This window comes from Rathayibacter sp. VKM Ac-2927, from assembly GCF_022815525.1.
GTDB lineage: Bacteria > Actinomycetota > Actinomycetes > Actinomycetales > Microbacteriaceae > Rathayibacter > Rathayibacter festucae.
This window is the reverse complement of sequence record NZ_JALGRT010000001.1, coordinates 834,361-859,672: the sequence shown is the minus strand read 5'-3', so window position 1 is coordinate 859,672 and position 25,312 is coordinate 834,361. Positions and strand designations below refer to the sequence as shown.

Genomic DNA, 25,312 nt, shown 5'->3' with positions numbered 1-25,312 from the left:
GGCGCGATGACCCCGGACGAGACGCCCGGCGGGACGCCCGGCCTGCCCGGCACCGGCGAGGACGCCGTGCTGCCGCTGCCCGTTCCGCTGGTCGCGGACGACGCCGACGCCGAGCCGGACGACGGCTCCGCCGACGCGATCGGCATCGACGAGCTCGGCGACTACCTGGACCGGGGCCGCCTGCCCTACGACCCCGCCATCGAGGAGTCGCCGGAGCACCGGCGCACGCTGCGCGCCCTCGAGCGCGTCCGCGCGCTCTCCGGTGCGCTGATCGACGACGACGCGGCGCACCTGCCCGCGCCCACCGAGAGCTGGTTCGGCTCGATCCTCACCCAGGTGCGGCGCGAGGCGCGGGCCGGACGCGACATCCCGCTCGCGAGCACCGACCCCGACGTCGAGCTGACGATCACCGAGGGCGCCGTCCGCGGCATCGTCCGCGAGGCGGGCGACAGCGTCTCCGGAGTCCTCGTCGGCCGCTGCCGGCTGCAGGGCGACGTCGCCGATCCGGGTGCCGACATCGCGGTCGAGGTGACGATCTCGGTGTTCTGGGGCGTGCCGATCGCCGACGCGGCCCAGCAGGTGCGCGAGCGCATCCACTCGCGGCTGCTCACCCAGACCGAGCTGCGCGTCTCGACGATCGACGTGCGCGTCGAGGACGTCTACGTGCCGGGAGGGGAGGAGTCGTGAGCGGGTCCGAGCCGATCCCCGTCGCCCCGGCCGTGCTGGTCCCCGCGGTCGCCCCCGCTGGATCCGCGCCGAGCGCGGCCGCCGTGCTCACCGCCGAGATCCGCGCCCTCGCGGGAGTGGCGATGCTCGTCCCGGCGCGCGGCCAGGTGCGCGACGTCCTCGCCCACGCGGCCGGCGCGCTGACGCCCGCCACCGTCGATCCCGCGGACGGCCCGCTCGGCGCGGTCTCCGGCGGCACCTTCGCCGAGCCGGTGCTCGTGCGCGTCCTCGGCGACGAGGTGTCGGTGTCCGCGGAGGTCTGCGTCGCCGCCGAGTCGTCGGCGCCCGACATCGCCCGCGCGGTCGGCTCCGCGGTGCGCGAGTGGTGCCGGCGCGAGCACCCCGGGCGTCGCGCGCGCATCGCGGTCCGGATCGCCTCCGTCGACTGACGCGGAAGCGCGCCGTCCTCGAGGGTGCCGTCGCTAGGCGCCGTGCTCGGCGAGGAACGCCTCCGTCTCGGCCGCCGTCGGCGTCGAGACCGCCGCTCCCGCCCGGGTGACCGAGATCGCCGCGGCGGCGGTCGCCCAGCGGACGAGCTCGACCAGCGCGGCCGGGTCGTCGAGCCTCTCGCCGCCGCTCGCGAGCCGTGCCGCGAAGACGCCGCAGAAGGTGTCGCCCGCGCCGGTCGTGTCGACGACGGAGACGCGGAAGGCGGGTGCGCGCACCGACTCGCGGTCGCGGACGGCGACCACGACGCCGTCCGCACCGAGGGTGACCAGCACCACCGGCACGAGCGCGGTGAGGGCGACGGCGAGGGCCGTGTCGTCCGCCGCCGCGATGCCGCGCTCGGCGCCGAGCTCGCGCGCCTCGTGCTCGTTGACGATCAGCACGTCCAGCTCGGCGAGCAGCTCCTCGGGCAGCGGGCCGATCGGCGCCGCGTTGAGGATCGTGGTGGTCCCCGCCGCGCGGCCGGCGCGCGCCGCCGCCAGCACGGTCGGGACCGGGATCTCGAGCTGCAGCAGGAGCGCCGAGGCGCCGGCGATCAGCGCCTCCTCCTGCGCGGTCAGGTCGGTGAAGGCGGCGTTCGCCCCGGAGTCGACGACGATCGCGTTCTCGCCGGAGTCGTCGACCGTGATCTGCGCGGTGCCCGTGCGCTCGTCGCCGCGGCGCGCGTGCAGCTCGAGCGGCTCCTCCGCCAGCAGCCCCGCGAGCTCGTCGCCCGCGGCGTCGCGGCCGAGGCTCGTGACGAAGCTGCTGCCCGCGACTGTGCGGGCGGCGGCGACCGCCTGGTTGAGCCCCTTGCCGCCGGGGAAGGTGCGGGAGTCGAGGGCGAGGACGGTCTCGCCGGGGGCGGGGATGCGGGCGACCCGGTGGACGTGATCGAGATTGGCGCTTCCGAGGACGACGAGGCTCATGCTCCGACGGTAGGGCACGCGCAAGGGGCTGCTCGCATCCTCCGGCCGCACCTACGGTGGAGGAATGGAAACTCGAATCTTCGGCCGCACCGGTGCGCCCGTCTCCGTCGTCGGCCTCGGAACCTGGCAGCTCGGTGCCGATTGGGGTGACGTCGCGGAGAGCGACGCCCTCGCGATCCTCGACGCCGCGGCGGAGTCCGGCGTCACCCTCTTCGACACCGCCGACGTCTACGGCGACGGCCGCAGCGAGCGGACCATCGGCGCCTGGCGCGCCGCGCACCCCGACGCGGGCGTCTTCGTCGCGACGAAGATGGGCCGCCGCGTCGAGCAGGTCCCCGCGAACTACGTGCTGGACAACTTCCGCGCCTGGACCGACCGCTCGCGCTCGAACCTCGGCGTCGACACGCTCGATCTCGTGCAGCTGCACTGCCCGCCGACCTCCGTCTACTCCGACGACGCCGTCTTCGACGCGCTGGACACCCTGGTCGACGAGGGCGCCATCGCGCACTACGGCGTCTCGGTCGAGCGCACGGAGGAGGCGCTCACCGCCATCGCGCGGCCGAACGTCGCGAGCGTCCAGATCATCCTGAACGCGTTCCGCCTCAAGCCGCTCGACGCGGTGCTGCCGGCGGCCCGCGAGGCCGGCGTCGGGATCCTGGCGCGCGTCCCGCTCGCGTCCGGCCTCCTCAGCGGCCGCTACACGACGGAGACGACCTTCGCACCCGACGACCACCGCAACTACAACCGCGACGGCTCCGCCTTCGACGTCGGCGAGACCTTCTCGGGCGTCGACTTCGCGACCGGCGTCGAGGCCGCGCAGGAGTTCTCCCGCCTGGCCGCCGACCACGGCCTGGCCCCCGCCGCCGCCGCGCTGGCCTGGATCATCCAGCAGGACGGCGTCACCGCCGTCATCCCCGGCGCCCGCTCCGTCGAGCAGGCGAAGGCGAACGCCACCGCCGCGGACGCCGCCCCCCTCGGCCCCGCCTTCATGGAGGCCGTCAACGCCCTCTACGACACCCACTTCCGCCCCACGGTCCACCCCCGCTGGTAGCCGACACCCGCTGAGTCGCCCGAGAAGGCTCGTTCTCCACCCCGAGAACTCGCCTTCTCGGGCGAGTCAGTGGTGTAGCGCCGCGCGCACCTGGGCGACGACGGAGGCGAGGTCGGCGAGGTCGTCGCCGGTGAGCTCGATCACGGTCCAGCCGGCCGCGCGGAGGCGGCGGGCGCGGGCGACGTCCCTCCGCCACTGCCCGGGCTCGGAGCGGTGGTAGTCGCCGTGGTACTCGATGACCACACGGGCCCGAGCGATGCAGAGATCGACCCGGCCGAGGAAGGCGCCCGCCTCGTCACGGATCTCGACGTTCGCCTCGAGACCCGAGATCCCCGCGAGCACCAGAGCCACACGGACCTGCGACTCGGGACGGGACTCCGCCCGGCCGTCGAGCAGCCCGAGGGCTCGACGCAGGCGTGCGATCCCGCGTCGACCCGGATACCGGTCGAGCGCGGCACACAAAGACTCCTCGGTGAGGAGACGTCGGTGGAGGAGGTCGTCGCCGACCGCGACGAGGTCCGCGAGCTCGAGGACGGCGCCGAGGTCGCACCAGGTACGGGCCGGAGTCGTCAGCGCGCCTCGCCTGCCGACGACGAGGTCGACGTCACGATCTACGGAGAGGCTGCGTCCTGCAAGACCGCGCGCATGCGGCGCCCGAGCCGGTGCGACGACGGCGACGTCCAGGACGAGCCGCTGCTCCCAGCGCCGGTCGAGCGGCGCACCCCAGAGGAGAGCCGCGGTCGGCCCGCAGACGAAGACGTGGTCGCCGAGCCGGTGCAGCATCGCCGCACAGCGATCCGCGAGCGTGACGGCCGGAGCCGTCGATCTGACTCCGTAGGCCGGCGACGCGTACTCCGCTGACCGCATCCGCGCACGCGACAGCCCCGCGGCGCTCCCCGCCGCCACGCTGAAGACGCCCTCCGGCTCGTCGCCACTCACCGCGCCATGCTGGCGCCTCTGGCCCTCCCGTGCGCGGAGTTGTCCACAGGCCCCACTGACTCGCCCGAGAAGGCTCGTTCCCGGGGTGGAGAACGAGCCTTCTCGGGCGACTCGGCGGGGGCGGCGCGGGCTAGGAGCCCAGGGCGGCGTCGACGATGGTGCGGGCCTCGGCCTGCACCTCGTGCAGGTGGTCGAGGCCGCGGAAGGACTCGGCGTAGATCTTGTAGACGTCCTCGGTGCCGGAGGGGCGCGCAGCGAACCACGCGTTCTCGGTGACGACCTTGACGCCGCCGACCGCCGCGTCGTTGCCGGGGGCCTTCGAGAGCTTGGCGACGATCTCCTCGCCGGCGAGGGTGGTCGCCGAGATCGCGTCGCCGTCGAGCTTGCCCAGCGCCGCCTTCTGCGCCTTCGTGGCCACCGCGTCGACGCGCTCGTAGACCGGGTCGCCGAAGCGCTCGGTCAGCTCGCGGTACAGCGCCGAGGGGCTCTTGCCCGTGACGGCGACGATCTCGGAGGCGAGCAGCGCCAGCAGGATGCCGTCCTTGTCGGTGGTCCAGACGGTCCCGTCGAAGCGGAGGAACGACGCTCCCGCCGACTCCTCGCCGCCGAAGCCGACCGAGCCGTCGACCAGCCCGGGCACGAACCACTTGAAGCCGACCGGCACCTCCCAGAGGCGGCGGCCGAGCGACTCCGCGACCCGGTCGATGATCGAGGAGGAGACCAGCGTCTTGCCGATCGCCGCGTCCTCGCGCCAGCCGGAGCGGTGGCGGTACAGGTAGTCGATCGCGACCGCGAGGTAGTGGTTCGGGTTCATCAGGCCGCCGTCGGGCGTGACGATACCGTGGCGGTCGGCGTCGGCGTCGTTGCCGGTGAGGATGTCGTAGTCGCCGGCCCGGGCGACGACCGAGGCCATCGCGCTGGGGGAGGACGGGTCCATCCGGATCTTCTCGTCCCAGTCCAGGGTCATGAAGCCCCAGGCCGGGTCGACCTCGCCGTTGACGACCGTCAGGTCGAGTTCGTACATCTCGGCGATCAGCTGCCAGTAGTGCACCGAGGCGCCGCCCAGCGGGTCGGCTCCGATCTTCACCCCGGCCTTCTTGATCGCGTCGATGTCGATGATGTTCTTCAGGTCCGCGACGTAGTGCGTGCGGTAGTCGTAGGTCTCGACGGCGCTCGGCTCGGCCGACTTCACGTCGCGGTTGCCGTCGGCGATCAGCTCGTTGGCGCGGTTCGCGATCCAGGAGGTGGCGTCGGAGTCGGCGGGGCCGCCGTGCGGCGGGTTGTACTTGAAGCCGCCGTCGCGGGGCGGGTTGTGCGAGGGGGTGACCACGATGCCGTCGGCCCGGTCGGTGTGCGACGGGTCGTTGTTGTAGCGGAGGATCGCGTGGCTGAGCGCCGGGGTCGGCACGTAGTCGTCGAACTCGTCGACGAGCACGCGCACCTCGTTGGCGACCAGCACCTCGAGCGCGGTCGTCAGCGCCGGGCGCGAGAGGCCGTGGGTGTCGGCGCCGATGAAGAGCGGCCCGGTGATGCCCTCGTTCGTCCGGTACTCGACGATGGCCTGGGTCACCGCCGCGATGTGGTCCTCGTTGAAGGCGGTGTCGAACGACGAGCCGCGATGCCCGGAGGTGCCGAAGACCACCTTCTGCAAGGGGTCGGACACGTCCGGCTTCTTCTCGTAGTACGCCCTCACGAGGGCCTCGACGTCGATGAGATCGGAGGCCTCTGCCGGCTTCCCTGCGCGATCGGTCATGGGGTCCATAGTGGCAGTCGCGCCGGGGCCGCGATACCGGCTGGACAGGCGCTGGCTAGGCTGTCCGCCATGCCCGACCGCGCCTCCGACGGTGTCCCCGACACCGCCCCCGCTCCCCGCACCTACAGCTATCTCGGGCCCTCCGGCACGTTCACGGAGGCGGCGCTCGCGCAGGTCCCCGAGGCGCGCGGGCACGTCTGGCGGAGCGTCGGGAACGTCGGCGAGGCGCTCGACGACCTGGTCTCGGGGCGCAGCGACGGCGCGGTGATCGCGATCGAGAACTCGGTCGAGGGCGGGGTGACGGCCGCGCAGGACGCGCTGGCGCGGATCCCGGGCGTGCGGATCGTGGGCGAGTACCTCGTGCCGGTGTCCTTCATCCTGGTCGGCCGCCCGGGCGCGCGGCTCGAGGACGTGCGGATCGTCGCCGCGCACCCGGTCGCCTACGGGCAGTGCCGCGAGTGGCTCGACCGGACGATTCCGAGCCACGAGCACCTGCCCGCGTCGAGCAACGTGCAGGCCACGATCGACCTGCTCGCGGGCTCGCCCGCCCAGGCCGCGATCGCACCGCCGGGCATCGTCCGCCACCACGACGTCGAGGTGCTCGCGGAGCGGATCGGCGACAACCCGAACGCGGTCACCCGCTTCGTGCACGTCTCGCGCTCGCGGGTGCTGCCCGAGCCGACGGGCGCCGACAAGACCAGCCTGATCGTCGAGCTGCCCTCCGACGCCCCCGGCGCGCTGCTCGACATGCTCGAGCAGTTCGCGACCCGCGGAGTGAACCTGAGCATGATCCAGTCGCGGCCCATCGGCGACGCCCTCGGCCGCTACCGCTTCGTCATCGACCTCGACGGCCACGCGCACGACGAGCGGGTCGCCGACGCCCTGCTGGGCCTCCGCCGCTTCAGTCCGCGGGTGATCTTCCTGGGCTCGTATCCCCGCGCGGATCGCCGTCCGGTCTCGTACGTGCGACGCTACGACGACGAGGTGTTCATCGAGGCGCGTGACTGGCTGCGCGGGATCCTCGGCAGCGAACCGGAGGTCGACGATGACTGAACGAGGCGGAGCCGAGCGCGAGCGCGTCGATCCGCGGTACGACGCCGCCTTCCAGCGGGGCTTCACCGGGGGAGTGGACCGGGTGCGCGGCGACGAGCGCGCCTTCGCCCGGCCGGTGACGGCACCGGAGGGGATCGCGCGTCGGCGGCCGCCCGCGCTCGCCGACATCGCGACCACGGCCGACAGCCGGCGCTCGCGGCGGGCGGCCGAGAGCGGCACTCCGATCAGCGCACCCGCCCGGCTGCCCTCGGATGTGGCACTGTCCCGGGAGCCGTTCGCCGATCCCGCGCCCGAGGAGACGTCCGTCCGCCGCGTCGAGGTCGCCGTGGAGCCGTCGGCGCCGCTCTGGCGGAATCCCTGGCTGCTCGCCCTGCTGCTCGCGGGGCTGGCCGGCAGCGTGCTCGGCGTCGCGCTGCTCTACAGCGGCTACTCCTCGCCGCCCGCGTCGTACTACGGCGACTCCGACACCCCGTCACCGGAGTGGATCCAGCGCCAGATCACCTACTACGCCTCGATCCCGCTGCTGGGCAGCCTGCCGTTCGCGCTGCTGCTCGCGATGGGCGTCGCGGCCCTGCGCTGGCGGTCCCGGCCGGTCGAGCAGGCGCCCTCCGACGACGTCGAGACCGAGTCCGAGGCGACGACCCTCTGACGCCGCACCTCCGGCGGAGAGGGGATCTCCTTGGAAGAGACGGCCGCAGCCATGCTGGTCGAGTAGCCCCGCAGGGGCGTATCGAGACCCACTGTCGCCAGCACGGCCGGCGGAAGGGGATCTCGATACGCGCGCGGCGCGCGCTACTCGATCAGCATGGGGGAGGCCGTTGCGCTGGCTTACCGAGCAGCGTGTCCTCTACACCCCCGACGCGCCGAACAGCAGCCCGAGCAGGTAGGTGACGAGCGCCGCGCCGTAGCCGATGCCGAGCTGGCGCAGGGCGCGCGCGAGGGGCGGCGCGCCGGAGAGCAGGCCGACGATCGCGCCGGTCGCGAGCAGCGCCAGGCCGACGAGGACGGACGCGAGGACCACCGCGGCCAGCCCGGACATCCCGAGCAAGTAGGGCAGCACCGGGATGATCGCGCCCGAGGCGAAGAAGCAGAAGCTCGACAGCGCCGCGCCCATGCCCGTGCCGATCGACTCGTACTCGTCGACCGACGGGTCGGCCTTCACACCGCCGATGGTGATCGGCGAGGTCGGCGCCGCGCCGCCGCGCAGTCCCGCGAAGACCCGGGCCGCGCGGGCGTCCGCGTCCTCCTGCGAGAGCCCGCGGGCGCGGTAGACGAGCGACAGCTCGTTGGCGTCGACGTCGAGGTCGGGGACGACGTGGTTGGTGTCGAGGTCGGGGGAGGAGGCGGAGAGCAGCTCGCGCTGCGAGCGCACCGAGACGAACTCGCCGGCGCCCATCGAGAGCGCGCCCGCGAGCAGCCCGGCGATGCCGGTGAAGAGGACGACCCCGGTGCCGACTCCGCTCGCACCGACGCCGAGGACGAGCGCCAGGTTCGAGACCAGGCCGTCGTTGGCGCCGAACACCGCGGCGCGGAAGGTGCCCGAGAGCCGGTTGCGACCGCGCTCGGCGAGCCCGCGGACGACCTCGCCGTGGATCCGCTCGTCGGCGGCCATCGCCTCCGTCGCGTCGTCGTCGTCGGCGTAGGGCGAGCGGGCCTCCGCGCGCTGGATCAGCGCGAGGACGAAGACCGAGCCGAACTGCCGGGTCAGGAAGCCGAGCAGCCGCGTGCGCAGATCGGGTCGGGGCTGCGGCTCGGCCGCCGGCCCGAGCAGCTCGCGCCAGTGCTCCTCGTGCCGGCCCTCGGCGGCGGCCAGGGCGAGCAGGATCTCGCGCTCCTCGCCGGAGCGGCGCTCGGCGAGATCGCGGTAGCTCGCGGCCTCGGCCAGCTCGTCGGCGAGGTAGCGCCGCCAGCGGCGGATCTGCACCGGCGTGGGGGAGGAAGGGGTGTCTCGGGCGATGGTCGCCATGGGATCTCCTGGGCTTCGGCACCCCGGCCGACCCGCGCGAGAGGACCGGCCAGGACACGTGTCGACTGGCCGAAGGTCTCGTTCGCCCGATTCCGCGAGGATCCGGGTGGCGCGCCGGGTCCGGGACTCTCCGGACCAGCATGTCGACGCGCCTCGTCGTCCGCTCGGCGGACGGTGGGAACTACTCCCCTTCGCAGGGACCACCGTAGCCGAGAAGGCAGCGCGGCGCCCCTCCGATCGCAGGGCGGCGCCCGCGGGTACAGTCGAGCCGCGGCGGAGCCTCCCGGCCCCGCCCCCGCGCCGCACCGGCGCCCTCGAAGGGGAGGCCGCCCATGACAGCCGACAGCGCACCGACCCGCCGACTCGTCGCCGAGCTGGAGGAGCGCGCCCGCGAGGTGCTGCCCTGGTTCGTCGCCGACTACTACGGTGCCGTCGCGGGCGGCCGCTCGGAGCGCGACGCCGATCTCGCGGCCTGGGACGCGATCCGCTTCCGGCCGGCGGCGCTGCGCGGCGAGCTCGACGGCGACACCACGACCTCGGTCCTCGGCACCGAGGTGCGGGGCCCCGTGCTGATCGCGCCGATGGCGCAGCAGAACGCGGCGGATCCGCGCGGCGAGATCGCGATGGCGGAGGCGGCCGCGCGCGCCGGCACCCTGCTCGGCGTCTCGACGAACACGGCGCTGCCCTTCGAGCGGATCGCTGCGGCGGGCGCGCCGTGGTGGTTCCAGGTCTACCTGCTCGCGGACCGCGACGTGACCCACGCGTTGATCGAGCGGGCCGCTGAGCACGGCGCCCGCGCGCTGATGCTCACGGTCGAGATGCCGCTGCTGCGCGGCGAGCGCCCCGGCATCGAGCCGCTGACCTGGCCGGAGATCCCCGGGAAGGCGAGGCTCGGCAATCTGACCGAGCAGGAGCGCGCCCTGGTCCTCGGCCGTCCCGTGCCGAACCCGGGACTCGACGACATCGGCCGACTCCGCTCGGTCAGCGGTCTGCCGGTCCTGGTGAAGGGCGTGCTGCGCGGCGAGGACGCCCGTCGCGCGGTCGACGCGGGCGCCTCCGGGGTCGTCGTCTCGACGCACGGCGGCCGGCGGATGGACGGCTCGATCACCGCGGTCGGGGCGCTCGCCGAGGTGGTCGACGCGGTCGGCGCCGACGCCGAGGTCTACATCGACAGCGGGGTGCGCACGGGCCGGCACGTGCTCGCGGCGCTCGCGCTCGGGGCTCGCGCGGTCTTCGTCGGGCGGCCGCTGATGTGGGCGCTCGCCGTGGGCGGCGCCGACGAGGTCGCCGGACTGCTCGGACTCCTCGACCGCGAGTTCCGGGTCATGCTGCAGCAGTCGGGGGCGGCGTCGATCCGCGATCTCGGCGGGCTCGTCGCCCGGTCCTGACGGAGGTCGCCGGTCAGGCCGCGATGCTGCTGCGGGCGCGGCGGCGCTGCTGCCGCTCGTGCTGGGCTTGGAGCAGCGCGCGGGTGCGCTCGGTCGCGAGCAGCTCGACCAGGGTGTCGGTCTCCTCCTCGATCCGCTCGCGCAGGTCGAGCGGCTCGGTGGTCAGCAGTCGCTTGGCGGCGGCGGCCACCAGCGGCGGGCGGGCGGCGAGCGCCCGGACGCGCTCGTCGACGCGGGCCGCGAGCTCGGCGCGGGGGACGACCTCGGTGACGAGCTGCCACTCGAGCGCCTCGGCGGCCCGGACGGAGCGGCCGGAGAGCACGAAGTCCAGGGCGCGGCGGCGCCCGATCGTCGCGGGCAGGGTCGCCGTGACGCCGCAGTCCGGCACGAGCCCGACGTCGCCGTAGGCGCTGACGAAGGTGGCGGCGGGCGTCGCGACGACGATGTCGGCGGCGAGCGCGAAGGCGATCCCGGCTCCCGCGGTGATGCCGTCGATCGCGCAGACGACGACGGCGCTGCTCTCGCCGAGCAGGCGGAAGGCCTCGCCCGCGGTCGTCGCCAGATCGCGGAGGTACTGGTCGGGCCGGTCGGCGTCCACGATCGCCGAGACGTCGCCGCCGGTGCAGAACGCGCGACCCGCGGACTCGACGACGAGGACGGTGCAGCCCGCGTCGGCGTTCAGCGTGATCAGGGCGCGCACCAGCTGCAGAGCCGTGTCGAGGTCGAGCGCGTTGAGAGCGTCCGGCCGGTCGAGGATCAGGCGGGCGACGGGGCCGGAGCGCTCGACGCGCACGGTCGGGGGTCGGGGAGTCATGGCGGGGCCTCTCGGGGTGAGGTCGGGGAGCTGTGGTCGGAGCGCTGCGGCCCGCTCGCGGGGGAACGGAGGGGGGCCGGCGCCGTCCGTCGGGGGAGGTGGCGCAGAAGTGGTTCGCAGCCCCGGCCCCGCCGGTTCGGTCCGCCCGGCCGATCCTCAGGCGCGCCTCCCGGCCCCTCTAAACTGCTGGGGTGATTGATCCCGTACTTCTCCGCGAGAACCCGGACGTCCTGAAGCGCTCGCAGGAGGCGCGCGGCGACTCCGTCGAGCTCGTCGACGACGCCCTCGAGGCCGACCGCGCACGCCGGGCCGCGATCACCGAGGCCGAGCGCCTCCGCGCCGAGCAGAACGCCTTCGGCAAGACCGTCGCGAAGGCGCCGAAGGACGAGAAGGCGGCCCTGGTCGCCGAGGCGCAGCGCCTCGCCGCCGCCGCGAAGCAGGCGCAGCAGGAGGCCGCCGAGGCCGACGAGCGCTTCGGCTCGCTCGTGAAGCGGCTGGCCAACCCGATCATCGACGGCGTTCCCGCCGGTGGCGAGGACAAGTTCGAGCTCGTGCGCACCGTCGGCGAGCGCCCGGTCTTCGACTTCGCGCCCCGCGACCACCTCGAGATCGGCGAGCTGCTCGACGGCATCGACATGCAGCGCGGCGCGAAGGTCAGCGGCGCGCGCTTCTACTTCCTCAAGGGCCTCGTCGCCCGGCTCGAGATCGCGCTGATGAACCTCGGCCTGGAGCGCGCCCTCGAGGCCGGCTTCACCCCGCTGATCACGCCGACGCTGGTGCGCCCCGAGATCATGGACGGCACCGGCTTCCTCGGTGAGCACGACGACGAGGTGTACCGCCTCCGCGACGACGAGCTCTACCTCACCGGCACCAGCGAGGTGGCGCTCGCCGGCTACCACGCCGACGAGATCCTGGATCTCGCGGGCGGCCCGAAGCGCTACGCCGGCTGGAGCACCTGCTACCGCCGCGAGGCCGGCTCGGGCGGGCGCGACACCCGCGGCATCATCCGCGTGCACCAGTTCAACAAGCTCGAGATGTTCGTCTACACGCTGCCCGAGGAGGCGGAGGCGGAGCACGCGCGCCTGCTCGCCCACCAGGAGGGAGTGCTGCAGAGCCTCGGCCTGCACTACCGCGTCATCGACGTCGCCGCGGGCGACCTCGGCCAGAGCGCCGCGCGCAAGTTCGACGTCGAGGCCTGGGTGCCCACCCAGGACGCCTACCGCGAGCTGACGTCGACCTCGAACTGCACCACCTTCCAGGCCCGCCGCCTCGACACCCGCTACCGCACCGAGTCGGGGAAGACGGCGCCCGTCGCCACCCTGAACGGCACGCTGGCGACCACCCGCTGGATCGTCGCCCTGCTCGAGACGCACCAGCAGGCCGACGGCTCGGTGCTCGTCCCCGAGGCGCTGCGCCCGCACCTGGGCGGCCTCGAGGTCCTCGAGCCGGTCCGCACCGCATGAGCGCCGGTCGCCGCCTCATCGCCCTCGACATCGACGGCACCGTCATGCACGAGGACGGCACCATCACCGACGCGGTCGTCGACGCGATCACGCGGGTGGTCGCCCAGGGCGACGAGGTCATGCTCGCGACCGGCCGCTCGCCGTCGACCACGCTGCCCGTGGTCGCGCGCCTGGGCATCGCTCCGGAGTTCGTCATCTGCTGCAACGGCGCCGTCACCCTGCGCCGCGACCCCGAGGCGGAGGGCGGCTACCGCCCCGACGTCGTCGAGACCTTCGACCCCACCGAGGTCCTCGAGACCATCCGCCGGCACCTGCCCGACGCGCACTACGCCGTCGAGGACGCCGACGGCGCCTTCTCCTACACCGAGGCCTTCCCCGGCGGAGCGGTCATGGGCGCCGAGACGGTGCACGTGCCCTTCGAGGAGCTGCTGGGCGTGCAGTCCACCCGCGTGGTCGTCATCTCGCCCGGCACCGGCATCGAGGAGTTCACCGAGCTCGTCGAGCGGATGGGCCTGCACCAGGTCAGCTACGCCATCGGCTGGACCGCCTGGCTCGACATCGCCCCGCACGGCGTCAACAAGTCGACCGCGCTCGAGCTGGTCCGGAACCGCCTCGGCATCGAGCGGAGCGACGTGGTCGCGCTCGGCGACGGCCGCAACGACATCGAGATGCTCACCTGGGCCGCCGAGCACGGCGCCGGCCTGGCGATGGGGCAGGCGCCCGCCGAGGTCCTCGCCGTCGCCTCCGCGATCCTCCCCGGCGTGCACGAGGACGGCGTCGCCGTCGCCCTCGCCGACCTGCGCTGACCCGACGCGGCGCCCGCCGCTCCCGCGTCGCGCGGGCCGTCGGTTACCATCGACTGTCTCTCCCCGCGGGGCGAGGCAGGGAGGGCTGTCCGAGCGGCCGATGGAGCCAGTCTTGAAAACTGGTGGGCAGAGATGTCTCTAGGGTTCGAATCCCTAGCCCTCCGCCACGTCTTTACTGGGATCCGCTGGGGTCGGGTGCCGAATCGACACGAGGTGCTCCGGACGTGATCCCCGCGGAAACCCCGCGGTGCCTACGCGGTGATCGCGAACTTCGGTCCCTGGAACTGTCGAGCCCGCATGCCATCATGTCTGCATGACACGGCCGCTCATCCAACACTTGTCGATGGTTTCTGTCCCTCTTGAGGTCTACGCCGACGAAGAATTACTTGGATCAGCGACTGGCTTCATCGTCGCTAGCGGCGACCGTCTCTATCTAGTTACAAATTGGCACGTTCTCGCGGGAAAAGATCAAATGACAGGTGAATCGCTGGGCAAAAAGAATGCGATTCCGACGAAGGTCAGGATTACAACGGTGAGGTCCGAAGGTAATCTTGTAAAGCAGCATGTAGAGGAAGTTTCGATCACATGTCAGAAGGACCCTGACGATGAGAGCGAGTGCTTGTGGAAGATGCATCCGACGTACGGCGCTAAGGTGGATGTCGTTGCACTTCCACTGCCCGAGAACTTTCAGTATGCGCCAGAACCGCTCGATCTTGACAAACCGCACCACGCCAATCATCCTGAACTCATATTCGATATTTCCGTACCTGATCGGGTAGTAATAATCGGATACCCGCGTGGCATCGATGGCGGTACTCCGTGGGCAGGTGTGTGGATGCAAGGCAACATCGCGAGCGAGTTCGGCATCGGACACGGAGGTTTGCCGAAGTTCTTAGTGGACTCGCGTACAAGGACCGGGATGTCCGGTTCGCCCGTCTATTTCTATCCTCGCGGACAGAGGGCGTATTTCACTGACGGGTCATACGACTATCTCAACCCTGACGCGAGTATTGTGATCGGGGTTTACTCGGGACGAACCGACAGCGAGTCGGATCTCGGTACCGTCTGGCGAATTTCTCTCGTGCGTGAAATCCTGGAGTCGGGCGTGCCGGGTTTGCCGTATTTGTAGCGGTCTCATCGGGCGGCGACGAACGCCTCGAACTGGGCAATCCGCAAGTTGTAGTCGGCTTGGTACAGGTGGCCGTAGATGCTGTCGGTCGTGGCGACGGACCCATGCCCCATCCACCGGCTCACCTCGTAGGGCTTGAACCCTGCGGCGAGCATCAGCGATGCGTAGGTGTGGCGGAGGTCGTGGAAGCGCATCTGCTCCGCGATGTCGAGCCGTCGTGCTGCGGGGACCAGGTGGTATTGGCGCACCCGACCCAAGTCCAACGGCTGCGTCCAGTCCAGGGCGCGCGAACGAGTGTTGCCCGGGAAGAACAGCGCGTTGGGGTCGCCCGGGGCGGGGTGGGCTACGAGCAGCTCGCGCAGCTCTCCAACCAGCGCCCGGCTCAGTAGCGGAACGTTGCGCGTGCTGCGGGCGGACTTGGGCGTGCCGACGGTCCAGACGCCGTTCAGCCGCTTCAACGTCTGGCGCACTTGAACATGCCCGGCTCCAAGGTTCACGTCGCGGATGCGGAGGCCGGTGATCTCGGCGGACCGGAGCCCCGTCTGCGCAGCGAAGCGCACTGCCGTCCCGTGCGGGGCGACGGCGTCGAGGGCTGCGGCAATGGACGCCACCTGCGCCGCGGACAGGAACACGGGCGCGAAGTCCTCAGCGGTGCCTGCACGCGGAACCTGGACGGCGTCGCAGGGGTTGTGGCTGATGAGCCGGTGGCGGACGGCGTACCGGAACACCTTCGACACCGCGACGTAGTGGTTGCGGACGGTGTTAGTCGACAGCCCCTGATCAATCAGCCCGGCAATCCACTTCTCGACATGCTCGGAGGTCACGGCGGCGATGCGCTGCTTCCCGAAGTGCGGCACGACGCGCGCCTTGTACAGCAGCACGTAGCCCTCGTACGTCGTCGCCTTCAGTCGCGGGCTCCTCGCAGCCAATGATGCGTCGAGGACGGCTTCGAAGGTCTTGCCCCGCCCGGCCAGCGGCTCAGTGCTCGCGCCCGCAGCCTGCTCGCCTTCCACCTTCATGGCGAACCGATCCGCCTCACGCTTCACGGTGAACGTGCGCTGGCGCTCCTTGCCGTGCTCCCTCCACCGCACCTCGTATGCGGCGCCGCTCTTCCGCTCGACCGGTCGCACATGCGCCATCAGACAGCCCTCCGCACTTCGCGAGATGGGTCGAAGTCGCCCAATTTCCACGGTGTCTCACTCGGGTGCTGCCATGCGTACCGGCCGTAGACGTAGCAGCGGGACAAGCCACCGTTCCGGTCTTTCACTCGACCGACGCGAGTGACCACGACTGGGTAGCTGGGTGCCTCCATGACCACGTCGCCCACTTCGAGCGTGCGGACCGGGACGTAGCGCGTCGGCGGGTTGAAGTTGATCTGGCTCTTGTCCACGGCAGGTGGGGCTAGGTAGAGCCCCAGCCCCTTCGCTTCGATGTAGTCGCGGACGTCGATGGGCTTGCCGCGTCTCTTCGAGCTCATGCGACGGCCTCCTTGGAAGGGTGGCGGGACAGGATGCGGGAGACGATGGCGCTCGACCACTCGCCGCCGCGCTTGGTGGGGTGGCCCTCCGCGGCCAACGTGGAGGAGATCACTCGCGTGGTGGCACCTGCGGCGCGCAGGGCGCACATGCGCTTCAACGCCGTCTGCTCCAGCGGGATGGGGATGAGGTCGCCGTCGATGGCGGCCCACCCGTACGGGGAGCGGCCGACCGCGTGCCCGCCGCGTGCAGCCCTGGCCTTCCGACCGTCGCGGAGGCGCTTGGAGATCGTGGCGCGCTCCAACCCGGCGAACACGCCGACCATTTCGCGCATCGCCGTGCGGAGCGGGTCGTCCGGGTCGTCGCGTTGGACCTCGCCGCTGCTGACGGTGAACACGCGGGACTCCGGTCGGCGCCACACCTCAGCCAACAGCGCCTCCTGCGTGGTGACAGAGCGGGCGAGCCGGTCGAGGTCCTTCACGACAATGCCGTCAGCGTCGCCGGTCTGGACAAGGTGCAGTGCGCTGGCCAGGCCGGGCCGCTCGGTGACGGGCTTCACGCCAGAGATACCTGCGTCCACTTCCGTGGCGACGACCTCGTGCCCGTTGCGGGTGGCCCAGGCGGCGATCATCCGCTCCTGCACGTCCAGGCCGTTGCCCTCTTCGACCTGCGTGTCCGTGGACACGCGGAGGTAAGCGACGAGCCGCATCAGCGCCACCCCAGCTCTGCGCTCGCACTGCCCGGGAGGTAGCCGACGTGGCCCGCTTCGGGCAGGTACACGACCGAGCCCTCGTCGGTGGTGACGGCGACGAGTTCGCCCGCCTCGTATTCCATTGGGTACGACGGCTGGGATGCGAGGCGCACTTCGGCGTCGCCGGGCATGTCGCTGAGGAAGTCGATTAGCTCCGCAACGGTCAGCTTCTGCATCATGGTCTCTCCTTGGTTTCTGTGGGGCGCCGCTATTTCTTCAGAATTGGCGGCGGAGCTACTCTCGCTCGCTGCCCACAGGATCAAAACTCCCGGTCAGAGATCCGATTCTCTGGCCAGAGAATGCCTCAGCTCACCCCGGAGGGCGCTCTAGGGGTTCTCGTGGGCGTATGGGTGGTTAATGGGCCAGCGAGGCACATGCCCGCGTCGCGGTCGGCGGGTAGGTTCCGCCGCTGGCCCGTCTCGGGTGCCTAGGCGAGGTCTCTGCGGCGCCGGTGCTCGCGTTAGAGTCGGCGCTGCGCAGCGTGGCGCCCAGTCGGCTCGTCGGTCACCCGCGCCCGCAGCTCGGCCTCCGACAGCCGCGGGTGCTCGTCGGACGCCTGCACCTGCATCGGCTGCACCTTCCGCGGCTCGTCATCGCGGCGCATCGGGCTCGCCTCAGCCACGGTTCTCGACGCCTTCCGCCGGGTGGAGCTTCCGGCGCACTGCCGCAATGGCGCGCCAGCCGAGGTCTATGGCTTCCTGGTCGAGTTCCGGGTCGTCGGCCACGTACAGCGCGTCGGTCAGCAGCTTGAGCATCGCGTCGCGGTCCAGGGTTGGGCGAGGGTCGCCTGCATCAGTCATCGGTCAGCCCTTCCGTCGCTGCACGTTGCGGTGGTGGCGCCTGCGAGTGGTGTCCTCGTCAGCAATCTGCTGGTCGTCCTTCGGGCGATAGGCCCGTTCGAGCGTCGCCGCCTCGATCTCGTCGTCGGTCCGCGTCTGCATCGGGCGCGCCCGCTCGTCCTCGACCACCGTTGCTTCCAGCTCGGGAAGGTTCTCGACGTCCATCAAGATGTCCCCGGAGATCTGCTCGAACTTGGAAACCCGCACGTCCATCGACAGCTCCTGCTTACTGGTGAAGCCGTTCCTGTCCAGAAGGTCCTTGGCGGCGGCGATCTTGTCGCGATCCGATGTGTTTAGATTCATCATGATTTGCTCCATCGTGAAAGCGGCCTTGTCTGCTGCTTCTGCAATGCGCTGTTGAGCTCGTCGCCGAACCTGCGGCGCTCTCCCTCCGTGGGTAGAACAGACATTCCTGCCCTTCATGGGTGGTCGCTTACATGGGTCACCATTCCTCCGATGCGCAATGCACAGCACGCTCGGCGTTCTTCCATCCGCCCAAAGGCCCCCACTCTGGCCTCCGGAACTTCCGACGGCTCCAACCCGGCTAGCGACCGCCCACGGCCGATGAACGCGGCGGAGCAGCGGCGGGAGATGTTCCGGGCGCCCACCCTCTCGGTGCCGGAGGGTGAGACCGCAGCTGAGCGCACGCGACGCCGCCAGGCCGGAGGGTACGGGCGCCAGGTTCGTCGCTGAGCGCCCAACGCTGGGCCGCTCCGGCACACCCGCGGAGCGGCTCGGTGTCGGCGGTGGCTGGCAGACTGCCTGCGTGACGAACTATCGGGTCTGGGGTCGAGTTGCCGGGCACCACCTTCCGCAGCAGAACGTGAAGATCGGGCACATCGGCCTCGGGCCGGGCACCGGCCTGCGCACCGTCGGGCTGCGCGTGGAAAACATGGACGCAACCTTCTCCGACTACTCCGCAGCCAACGGCCCCTCGCTATCGCTCAACGTCCAATCGCCCTGTTTCATGTGGGTCGACGTCGAGGCCGACACTGCGCGCGCGGCCCAGCATCTGGTAGCGGCGAACGAGATGCCGCTGCTCGTGAGCATCTTGTCGATGCGCAGCCCTGGTAGCGGTTACTGGGCGGAGATCACGGGCTCATTCGACACCGTCAACGGCACCAACGGCGAGCTGAGCGGGCCGGTGTCGATCTTCGCGCGCTATCCGGAGAGCCCGATGACCTTCGAGGCGCTCACCACCCACGCGCAGGACTTTGCCACCATCGCGGCGCATCCGCCGCTCGCCGTCGCGTCCAAGTTGCTCGCACGCGGGTTCCGGCTCGCGTCGTATGGCGGGCATGTGTTCGAGCAGTCCGCCGCGCTGCTCGCCTACTTCCAGGTGTTGGAGGCGTGCGCTCGGATCGTCCCGAGGGACGTGGAGAACAGCACTGCCGACGCTCAGATCCAAGCTGCGTTGCTCACGCTGCGGCGGAAGCTGGCGGTCGGAGCCAAGCAGCATCGACAAGTCGAGGATGTGCGCACTGCTACCAAGGCGTTCAACCGTGCGGAGCTGCGCTTCGTGTCGGACCAGATCGACAACGCGGCGCAGGTGCTCGGGCTTCCGAGCGAGTGGAAGGTCCGCGCGCACGCCCTGACGGCGCTGCGGAACAAGCGCCTCAGCCACCCCGGCGGAGAGGCGACAGAGGCCGAGCTGCTGCCCTGGTTTCCTTCGCCGAGTGCCCCGTCCGGCGCCTTCGAGGTGGCCCGGGCGATCCTCGTCGCCACCGTCGAGTGGTTCCAGCGCTCCGACGCCTGAGCGCATCCCCGCGGAAAACCCCTCCAACCACGCCGCACCACACTGATCCGCAGTGAACCGGAACGTACCGCTGCGCACCCTCGAGAGCGGGGCGGATCCCAGTGTTTAGGCGGATAGAGCGGCTCAATGTGGTGCGATCCGGTTCGTAGAGGACTGGTCGGGTAGCGGTGCCTCCGAAGTCTTGAAAACTGGTGGGCAGAAATGTCTCTAGGGTTCGAATCCCTAGCCCTCCGCCATCTGAGAGCCCGTCCTTCTCGCCGACGCGGCCGTGCGCCGCGGGAGGGCTCCGCTGCGCGGGCACCGGGCTCGTAGGGCCGACGTCTCCCTCTCCTGGCGTGCGATGTCCTCTCCCTCGGTGCCGTCGCTAGCCTGACGTTCTTCCGCAGGCGGACCTGTGCCTCTGCAGCGTGGTCGCCTCGGCGATGCGGGCTGCCCGGCGGTCGAGAAGGAGAGCTCGTGACCGACGAAGACGTCCCCGGACCCCGGACCGAGCGCCTTCGCGCGGGCGTGTACGCCTCGCACGACGGCACGGGCACGACCGTGATGGCGTGGCCCCGGTCCCTGGCGCTCGGGGACGGCGCGGCGGTCGACGGGCGGCTGCGGCAGCTCGTCGAGGGCGTGCCGGGCGGCGCCGACGACCCCGTGACCGCGCGGCTGCGCGAGGACGGCTGGCTCGTCCAGGAGTTCGGCGACGAGGACGGTGCCGGTTTCGTCATCCGACCGCTGCGGGCCGCGGCGGAACCCGCTCCGGCGCCTTCCGCGGACCTCGACCTCGACCTCTCGAGGTTCGCCGTGGTCCGCCGCGACGGCCCGGACCTGCTGGTGGAGTCGCCGCTCGCCAGTGCCGAGATCGTGCTGCACCGGCGGTCGCTCCTCGCCGAGGCGCTCTCGGGCGGCAGCGGGCTCGCCGCGGCCCTGCACCGCGAGCTACGCCGGCACGGTTTCCTCACGGCACCGGGCGGTCCGGAGGACACGGAGCTCCGCTTCCGCCAGTGGGCACCCCACGAGCTGCTCTTCTGGGATCGGAGCCGACCGGGCCACCGCGGGGCGATCGGCGACTTCGGGGGCACGTGGTGGGGCGGGAAGGCGGGCTTCGCCCCGGAGGGCGCCGTCCCCACGCCGTTCGGCGGGCGCCGGGCCGCGCTCCCACCGGTCGACATCGCCGCCCTGAGGGCGGGCGACCCGCCCTACGCCGAGGTGGTCGAGCGAAGAGCGTCCCTGAGGCAGCACGACGAGTCCGCGCCGATCGATGTCGCCGAGCTCGGGGAGCTCCTCTTCCGGACGGACCGGGTCCGCGGGACCCGCGTCGACCACGGGACGGAGGTGGTCTGCTCGCCGCGACCGTCCGGCGGCTCGCTCGCCGAGCTCGAGCTGTACCTGGTCGTCTCGCGCTGCGCCGGGCTCGATCCGGCGTTCTACCACTACGACGCGCACCGCCACGAGCTCGAGGAGGTGTGCGGCATCGGCCGTCCCGCGGTGCGCAGGATGATCCGCGGCGCGAGCCGGGCGTCGGCGACGGACGCCGTCCCGCAGGTCCTGATCGTCGTCTCCGCCCGCGTCGGCCGCGTGATGTGGAAGTACGAGAAGATGGCGCTCGAGCTCGTCATGAAGGACACGGGGGTCCTCTACCAGGCGCTCGCCGGAGCGTGCAGCGCGATGGGGCTGGCGGGATGCCCGCTCGGCGTCGACGACCCCGTCGCCTTCGCCGAAGCGACCGGTCGCGATCCCCTCCTCGAGTGCAGCGTGGGCCAGTTCCTCGTCGGCTCGAGCCCGCGGTCGACCCCGGCGGTGGCGGCGTGAGCCTCGTCGTGGACACGAGCGCCTGCGTGGTCGACCGGGAGGGCTGCACCTACGGCATGACCGCCTCCGGCGACGTCGTCCTCACGGGCGAGATCGCCGGCTGGATCCGCCTCGTCGCCGCCTGGACCGAGGCGGGGATCGACGTCGACGAGCGCGCGCGGTCGCTCGATCCCGTCCGGGCCGATCAGCTCCGGCGCGTGCGGAGCGCGATGCTCTCCCTCGGCGTCCTCCGCGAGGCGCCCGTCGCCGGTCGCGTCAGCTTCCTCGGCGAGACGGCCCTCGCGGAACGGGCGGTGGTGCTCAACGGCCGCGCCCTGCCCGAGTCCTGCCTCGCCGTCGGCCCCGTCGCGGAGCGGTGGCTGATCGACGAGGTCCGACAGCATCGGGAGCGGACCTTCGGGGCGGTCCTGCTGCACGCGGGCGGGGCGCTCGTCGTCGGGCCGGCCTCCGGGTCGGACCTGCTCCCGGTGCTCGTCGCCGTGGCGGAGCGCGGCGTCGAGGCGGGCAGGCCCGTCGAGGGCGTCGTGCGACAGGCCGTCGCTCAGCTCGCCCGCCGCGTCGAGGCCGGCCGCACGGACCCGTGGCGGGCCAGGACGGTGACCGCGGCGGGATCGGTGCTCACCCGCATCAGCCCCCATCCGTGGCAGGCCGGGCAGCCGGAGGCGACCGGCCCGTTCGAGGAGCGGGCGACGACGGTCGTCGATCCCGACTTCGGGGTGCTCCGGCTGATCGAGGAGGCGGATCTGCCGCAGGTCCCGCGCCACCACTCCCGGGTCCGCGTCGCCTGCGACGCCGTCGTCGCGAGGCGCGACGTCGAGGTCGTCGGCGAGGGCGCCGACTTCGCGGCGGCGCGGTCCGACGCGGTCCGCCGGGCGCTCGCGGTCCGCGCGGAGTCGGTCCTCGATCCGCGCCGGGTGCTCGACGGCGCCGGTCGGGCGGTCGCCGCTCCCACCGCGAGCCTCGAGGAGCTGCGCGAGGCCGTCCGCCGCGTGGTCGCCGCGCCCACGGCGTCCACGGTTCCGGGCCGGCTGCTGGCCGACGGTTCCACCCTCCGCGTGCCGGTCTCGCTCGCCTTCCGCTGCTCGGACGCGGCACCGGCGACCGGAGGTCTCGGAGTCGCCGAGACGGCGGAGGAGGCGCTGAGGCTCGCCCGGGAGACGGCTCCCGCCTCCGATCCGCGGGCCGTCGTCGTCGACCTGGACCACGACCCCGTCGTGGCGAGACTCGGACTCGTCGTCCGGAAGGTGGTGATCCTGCCGTGAGCGCGAACGAGACCGTGGTCGCCGGCCAGGAGGACGGACTGCTCCAGCGAGCGCTGGCCGGCATCGGCGCAGCGAGGGGCGTGACCGTCCGAGCGTCCGACACCTGGCGGATCCCCGACCCTCCCGCGAACGAGGTGCCGTGGCTGCCTGCGCACGTCGAGGTGAACCGCCTCGTGATCGGGCCCCTCGTGCGTCCCGGCGTCCCCGGGTGCCCGCGGTGCCTGGCGCTCCGGCGCGAGCGCCTGGGCGGCGCGGAACCCTGGCGGCGGCAGCTGCGAGAGGAGTGCGCGGAGCAGCTCGAGGGCCGGCGCCCGGAGGCGCTCGACGAGCTGGCGGCCGAGGTCGCGGCGATCGCGCTCGAGCGCCTGCTCGCTCAGGAGCGGGACGACGCGGGCGCCGCGCGGCGGGTCGCCGTGGTCCGCCTCGACACGCTGGAGGTGGAGTCGCACGCCTTCCTCCCCGAGCCCCTCTGCGAGCTCTGCGGCGACCTCCCGGACGACACCGCCGTGCTCGCCCAGCACGTCCTCACGCCGCAGCCCAAGTTCACTCCGTTCGGCGCGCGGATCCGCGACGTCGTGCGCGAGGCCGACGTCCTCCGCTCCCTCTACATCGACCCCTTCTGCGGGACGATCGCCGCCACGCGCCGCGGGGACGAGGGCGGGCTGGTCATGGCGGCCGCGCCGATGCCGATGCGCCTCGACGGTCTCGTCGAGCCGGGCTACGGGCGCGGCCGCGACTACCGGTCCGCCGAGGTCACCGCGGTGCTGGAGGCGCTCGAGCGCTACGGGGGAGTCGCCCCGGGCGGGCGCCGCTCGACGGTGCGCGGGAGCTACCGGGAGCTCGCCGCCGAGGCCGTGCACCCCGACGTCTTCGGCCGCCACCCGGACGAGTCCTACGACGATCCGGCCTTCCGCTACCGGCGTTTCGACGAGGACGTGCCGATCCAGTGGGTCTGGGCGCACTCCTTCGCCGAGGGCCGCGCGCGCCTGGTCCCCGAGGCCCTCGCCTACTACTTCTCGCAGCGACTGCGCGGGGACGACCCCGTCTCGTACTACGAGGTCTCGAACGGCTGCGCGCTCGGCTCCTCCTGGGAGGAGGCCGCCCTGCACGGTCTGCTGGAGACGGTCGAGCGCGACGCGTTCCTCTGCACCTGGTACACCCGTAGCACGCCCGCCGGCATCGACCTGACCAGCTGCCGCGATCCCCTCGTCCCCGCTCAGGCGGCGGCGATCACCGCGGCCACCGGCTACGACATCGCCGCCTTCGACGTCACGACGGACTGGGGCATCCCCGCGGTGTGGCTACTGGCGACGCGGCAGGGCGGCTCCGGACCGGCCGCCCTCTGCACCGCCGGGGCGGGCCTGGACCCCGAGCGCGCCCTGCTCGGCGCGCTGAACGAGCTCGGCCCGATCCTGGCGGACCTCCTCCGGCGCTACCCGGGCGAGGAGGCGCACGCCGCGGAGATGGTGCGCGACCCCTCCGCCGTGCGGACGATGCTCGACCACTCCGCCCTTTACGCGCACCCGGACGCCCGCCACCGCCTCGACTTCCTCCGCGGCGGTCCGAGGATCTGCGCCGACGACATCGGTGGCGCGGACCGCGTGCGCCCGGACGCCGCGGACCTCGCGGTCGATCTCCGTGCCGCGGTGGACCGGATCGGCGAGGTGCTCGTCGTCGACCAGACCACGCCGGAGCACCGCGCGGGCGGATTCGCCTGCGTGAAGGTGCTCGTGCCGGGTGCCGTGCCGATGGCGTTCGGCCACCGCAACCGCAGGATCGACGGGCTTCCCCGGCTCCTCGAGTTGCCGCGGCGGCTCGGCACGCTCGACCGCGATCTGCGCCCGGACGAGCTGAGCCCCGATCCGCACCCGTTCCCGTGACGTCCGCATCAGGGAGCGAAGGCGCGTGGAACGACCCGGATCTCCGGGGCTCGGAGGTCGCCCATCCGCGCCGACCCGAGACCGCCGACCCGCGGCGGCGCGAGCGCATCCTCGACGCGATGCGCGATCTCGTCCTCCGCTGGGGCTACCGCAAGGTCTGCATGCAGGACGTGGCCGACGCCGCGCACGTCGGCAAGGGCACGCTCTACCTGCACTGGAGCAGCAAGGACGAGCTCCTCGACGCCGTCCTCGTCCGCGAGGCGGGCCGGATCGACGCCGAGCTCGGGGCGGCCCTCCTGCGCCGGCCGGAGCTGGTCGCGTTCGGCCTCACGGCCGCGATGCTCTACCACGGGACCATGGCGGTGCCGCTGCTCGGCGCCTACAACCGCGGAGACAGCGCGGTCCTCGGTTCGCGCGGCGCCCGGCCCGGAGCGCCCGACCGGCTCGGGCTCTCGCTCGTCTCCCGGCTCTCCGACCCGAACTACCTCGGTGCTCTCAGCCGGCACCACCTCGTGCTCGGCGATGCGCGCTCGGAGTCCGGGCGGCTGGCCGTCGGAGCGGTCGTCGGCGGCTTCGTCCTGCGGCCCGAGGGCGCCGGCGACGCGGATCGGGACGGCGACTGCGCCCGGCTCCTCGGCACGGTCCTGCAGCGGTCCTTCGGGCAGCCGACCCACGACCGGCACGCCGAGTACGCCGCGGCGGTCGCCGAGACGGTCTCGCCGGAGGGCCGGTGGACTGCTCCGTCGACATCGCCGCGGACAGCAGAAGGCTCCCGTCTTGCGTGAAGCGGGACGGGAGCCCGGTGCGGCACGCGGAGGGACGCGTGCTCGCGAGCCGTGCCGAGGGGTCGACCGGCGCGCACTCGGCGGTCAGGCGGCGGGGCCGCCGCAGCAGATGTAGCAGACGCAGTTGGAGTCGGCGAGCTCCTTCATGCCGTGACCGGCGGTGAGGGACTCGACCACCCCGCCCTGGTCCGCCACCTCGAACACGGTCATCGGCAGGTCCCGGACGTCCGTCAGGTGCTTCTCGTTCATGGTCTCTACTCCTTCACTCGGTGCGCGTCGCGCCCGGGACGATCCCCGAGGCGTCTCCTCGACTCTGCGCCG

27 protein-coding genes and 1 tRNA gene are annotated in these 25,312 nt (G+C 72.3%); 15 read left to right on the top strand and 13 right to left on the bottom strand.

Annotation, left to right across the window (positions count from 1 at the left end):
• The first annotated feature begins 6 nt into the window (after positions 1 to 6).
• Complete coding sequence (locus tag MT353_RS04100; RefSeq protein WP_123734987.1) at positions 7 to 687, top strand: Asp23/Gls24 family envelope stress response protein; 681 nt, start codon at positions 7 to 9, stop codon at positions 685 to 687.
• Positions 684 to 1,115 (top strand): hypothetical protein, encoded by a 432-nt coding sequence (locus tag MT353_RS04095; protein WP_243600520.1) that lies wholly within the window; start codon positions 684 to 686, stop codon positions 1,113 to 1,115. Before MT353_RS04100 ends, MT353_RS04095 begins: the two co-directional genes overlap by 4 nt.
• A gap of 33 nt (positions 1,116 to 1,148) precedes the next feature.
• Here the strand turns inward: MT353_RS04095 and MT353_RS04090 are convergent, their stop codons facing one another.
• Complete coding sequence (locus tag MT353_RS04090; protein ID WP_243623651.1) at positions 1,149 to 2,081, bottom strand: ribokinase; 933 nt, start codon at positions 2,079 to 2,081, stop codon at positions 1,149 to 1,151.
• Between the two features lie 64 nt (positions 2,082 to 2,145).
• On the opposite strand from MT353_RS04090, the gene MT353_RS04085 reads away from it, so the two are divergent.
• Complete coding sequence (locus MT353_RS04085; RefSeq protein ID WP_243623650.1) at positions 2,146 to 3,132, top strand: aldo/keto reductase; 987 nt, start codon at positions 2,146 to 2,148, stop codon at positions 3,130 to 3,132.
• A gap of 66 nt (positions 3,133 to 3,198) precedes the next feature.
• On the opposite strand, the gene MT353_RS04080 is transcribed toward MT353_RS04085, so the two are convergent.
• A complete protein-coding gene (locus MT353_RS04080; RefSeq protein ID WP_243600523.1) occupies positions 3,199 to 4,071 on the bottom strand; it encodes a DUF559 domain-containing protein in 873 nt (290 codons plus the stop codon).
• Between the two features lie 130 nt (positions 4,072 to 4,201).
• Entirely contained in the window at positions 4,202 to 5,824 is a 1,623-nt protein-coding gene (gene pgm / locus MT353_RS04075; RefSeq protein WP_123734992.1) for a phosphoglucomutase (alpha-D-glucose-1,6-bisphosphate-dependent), read from the bottom strand.
• Positions 5,825 to 5,893: 69 nt separating this feature from the next.
• Between pgm and pheA the strand changes: the two genes are divergently transcribed.
• Both pheA and MT353_RS04065 read left to right on the top strand, forming a co-directional pair.
• Positions 5,894 to 6,877: a prephenate dehydratase gene (pheA, locus tag MT353_RS04070; RefSeq protein WP_123734993.1), complete on the top strand. Its 984-nt coding sequence runs from the start codon at positions 5,894 to 5,896 to the stop codon at positions 6,875 to 6,877.
• A complete protein-coding gene (locus MT353_RS04065; protein ID WP_243600524.1) occupies positions 6,870 to 7,526 on the top strand; it encodes a hypothetical protein in 657 nt (218 codons plus the stop codon). Before pheA ends, MT353_RS04065 begins: the two co-directional genes overlap by 8 nt.
• A gap of 198 nt (positions 7,527 to 7,724) precedes the next feature.
• Here MT353_RS04065 and MT353_RS04060 read toward each other — a convergent pair whose 3' ends face one another.
• Positions 7,725 to 8,843, bottom strand: coding sequence for a VIT1/CCC1 transporter family protein (locus MT353_RS04060; protein WP_243615306.1), 1,119 nt, complete (start codon positions 8,841 to 8,843; stop codon positions 7,725 to 7,727).
• Positions 8,844 to 9,175: 332 nt separating this feature from the next.
• Between MT353_RS04060 and MT353_RS04055 the strand changes: the two genes are divergently transcribed.
• The gene (locus MT353_RS04055; RefSeq protein ID WP_243623649.1) at positions 9,176 to 10,231 is read left to right on the top strand and encodes an alpha-hydroxy-acid oxidizing protein; all 1,056 of its coding nucleotides are present in this window, start codon (positions 9,176 to 9,178) and stop codon (positions 10,229 to 10,231) included.
• A gap of 13 nt (positions 10,232 to 10,244) precedes the next feature.
• Here MT353_RS04055 and MT353_RS04050 read toward each other — a convergent pair whose 3' ends face one another.
• A complete protein-coding gene (locus MT353_RS04050) occupies positions 10,245 to 11,045 on the bottom strand; it encodes an enoyl-CoA hydratase/isomerase family protein (protein WP_243623648.1) in 801 nt (266 codons plus the stop codon).
• 191 nt (positions 11,046 to 11,236) lie between these two features.
• Here MT353_RS04050 and serS point away from each other — a divergent pair, with 191 nt between their 5' ends.
• The 4 genes from serS (at position 11,237) to MT353_RS04030 (ending at position 14,443) form a co-directional block, all read left to right on the top strand.
• Positions 11,237 to 12,508: a serine--tRNA ligase gene (gene serS / locus MT353_RS04045; protein ID WP_243623647.1), complete on the top strand. Its 1,272-nt coding sequence runs from the start codon at positions 11,237 to 11,239 to the stop codon at positions 12,506 to 12,508.
• A complete protein-coding gene (locus MT353_RS04040) occupies positions 12,505 to 13,314 on the top strand; it encodes an HAD family hydrolase (protein WP_123734998.1) in 810 nt (269 codons plus the stop codon). The genes serS and MT353_RS04040 overlap by 4 nt, the downstream gene beginning before the upstream one ends.
• Before the next feature lie 79 nt (positions 13,315 to 13,393).
• Positions 13,394 to 13,481 (top strand) — tRNA-Ser (locus MT353_RS04035).
• Positions 13,482 to 13,627: 146 nt separating this feature from the next.
• Entirely contained in the window at positions 13,628 to 14,443 is an 816-nt protein-coding gene (locus MT353_RS04030; RefSeq protein ID WP_243623646.1) for a trypsin-like peptidase domain-containing protein, read from the top strand.
• Between the two features lie 5 nt (positions 14,444 to 14,448).
• On the opposite strand, the gene MT353_RS04025 is transcribed toward MT353_RS04030, so the two are convergent.
• From MT353_RS04025 to MT353_RS03995, 7 genes are all read right to left on the bottom strand, one after another.
• On the bottom strand, positions 14,449 to 15,582 hold the full coding sequence (locus tag MT353_RS04025; protein ID WP_243623645.1) for a site-specific integrase: 1,134 nt from the start codon (positions 15,580 to 15,582) through the stop codon (positions 14,449 to 14,451).
• Complete coding sequence (locus MT353_RS04020; RefSeq protein WP_243623644.1) at positions 15,582 to 15,920, bottom strand: hypothetical protein; 339 nt, start codon at positions 15,918 to 15,920, stop codon at positions 15,582 to 15,584. The genes MT353_RS04025 and MT353_RS04020 overlap by 1 nt, the downstream gene beginning before the upstream one ends.
• Entirely contained in the window at positions 15,917 to 16,627 is a 711-nt protein-coding gene (locus MT353_RS04015; RefSeq protein WP_243623778.1) for a recombinase family protein, read from the bottom strand. Before MT353_RS04015 ends, MT353_RS04020 begins: the two co-directional genes overlap by 4 nt.
• Entirely contained in the window at positions 16,627 to 16,848 is a 222-nt protein-coding gene (locus MT353_RS04010) for a hypothetical protein (protein WP_243623643.1), read from the bottom strand. The genes MT353_RS04015 and MT353_RS04010 overlap by 1 nt, the downstream gene beginning before the upstream one ends.
• A gap of 281 nt (positions 16,849 to 17,129) precedes the next feature.
• Positions 17,130 to 17,273 carry a hypothetical protein gene (locus MT353_RS04005; RefSeq protein WP_243623642.1) on the bottom strand — a complete coding sequence of 48 codons (144 nt, stop codon included), beginning with the start codon at positions 17,271 to 17,273 and terminating at the stop codon, positions 17,130 to 17,132.
• A 10-nt stretch (positions 17,274 to 17,283) separates the two neighbouring features.
• Positions 17,284 to 17,469 (bottom strand): hypothetical protein, encoded by a 186-nt coding sequence (locus MT353_RS04000; protein ID WP_243623641.1) that lies wholly within the window; start codon positions 17,467 to 17,469, stop codon positions 17,284 to 17,286.
• Between the two features lie 3 nt (positions 17,470 to 17,472).
• Positions 17,473 to 17,982, bottom strand: a complete 510-nt coding sequence (locus MT353_RS03995) for an HGGxSTG domain-containing protein (protein WP_308197504.1) — start codon at positions 17,980 to 17,982, stop codon at positions 17,473 to 17,475.
• Between the two features lie 292 nt (positions 17,983 to 18,274).
• On the opposite strand from MT353_RS03995, the gene MT353_RS03990 reads away from it, so the two are divergent.
• From MT353_RS03990 to MT353_RS03970, 5 genes are all read left to right on the top strand, one after another.
• Positions 18,275 to 19,264, top strand: a complete 990-nt coding sequence (locus MT353_RS03990) for a hypothetical protein (RefSeq protein ID WP_243623639.1) — start codon at positions 18,275 to 18,277, stop codon at positions 19,262 to 19,264.
• 456 nt (positions 19,265 to 19,720) lie between these two features.
• Positions 19,721 to 21,064, top strand: a complete 1,344-nt coding sequence (locus MT353_RS03985; RefSeq protein WP_243623638.1) for a SagB family peptide dehydrogenase — start codon at positions 19,721 to 19,723, stop codon at positions 21,062 to 21,064.
• Positions 21,061 to 22,326, top strand: coding sequence for a hypothetical protein (locus MT353_RS03980; RefSeq protein WP_243623637.1), 1,266 nt, complete (start codon positions 21,061 to 21,063; stop codon positions 22,324 to 22,326). Before MT353_RS03985 ends, MT353_RS03980 begins: the two co-directional genes overlap by 4 nt.
• Positions 22,323 to 24,206 (top strand): TOMM precursor leader peptide-binding protein, encoded by a 1,884-nt coding sequence (locus MT353_RS03975; RefSeq protein ID WP_243623636.1) that lies wholly within the window; start codon positions 22,323 to 22,325, stop codon positions 24,204 to 24,206. The genes MT353_RS03980 and MT353_RS03975 overlap by 4 nt, the downstream gene beginning before the upstream one ends.
• A 119-nt stretch (positions 24,207 to 24,325) precedes the next feature.
• The gene (locus MT353_RS03970) at positions 24,326 to 24,991 is read left to right on the top strand and encodes a TetR/AcrR family transcriptional regulator (RefSeq protein WP_243623635.1); all 666 of its coding nucleotides are present in this window, start codon (positions 24,326 to 24,328) and stop codon (positions 24,989 to 24,991) included.
• A gap of 84 nt (positions 24,992 to 25,075) precedes the next feature.
• Here the strand turns inward: MT353_RS03970 and MT353_RS03965 are convergent, their stop codons facing one another.
• A complete protein-coding gene (locus tag MT353_RS03965; RefSeq protein ID WP_123445007.1) occupies positions 25,076 to 25,240 on the bottom strand; it encodes a thiomuracin/GE37468 family thiazolyl RiPP peptide in 165 nt (54 codons plus the stop codon).
• Between the last annotated feature and the right edge of the window lie 72 nt (positions 25,241 to 25,312).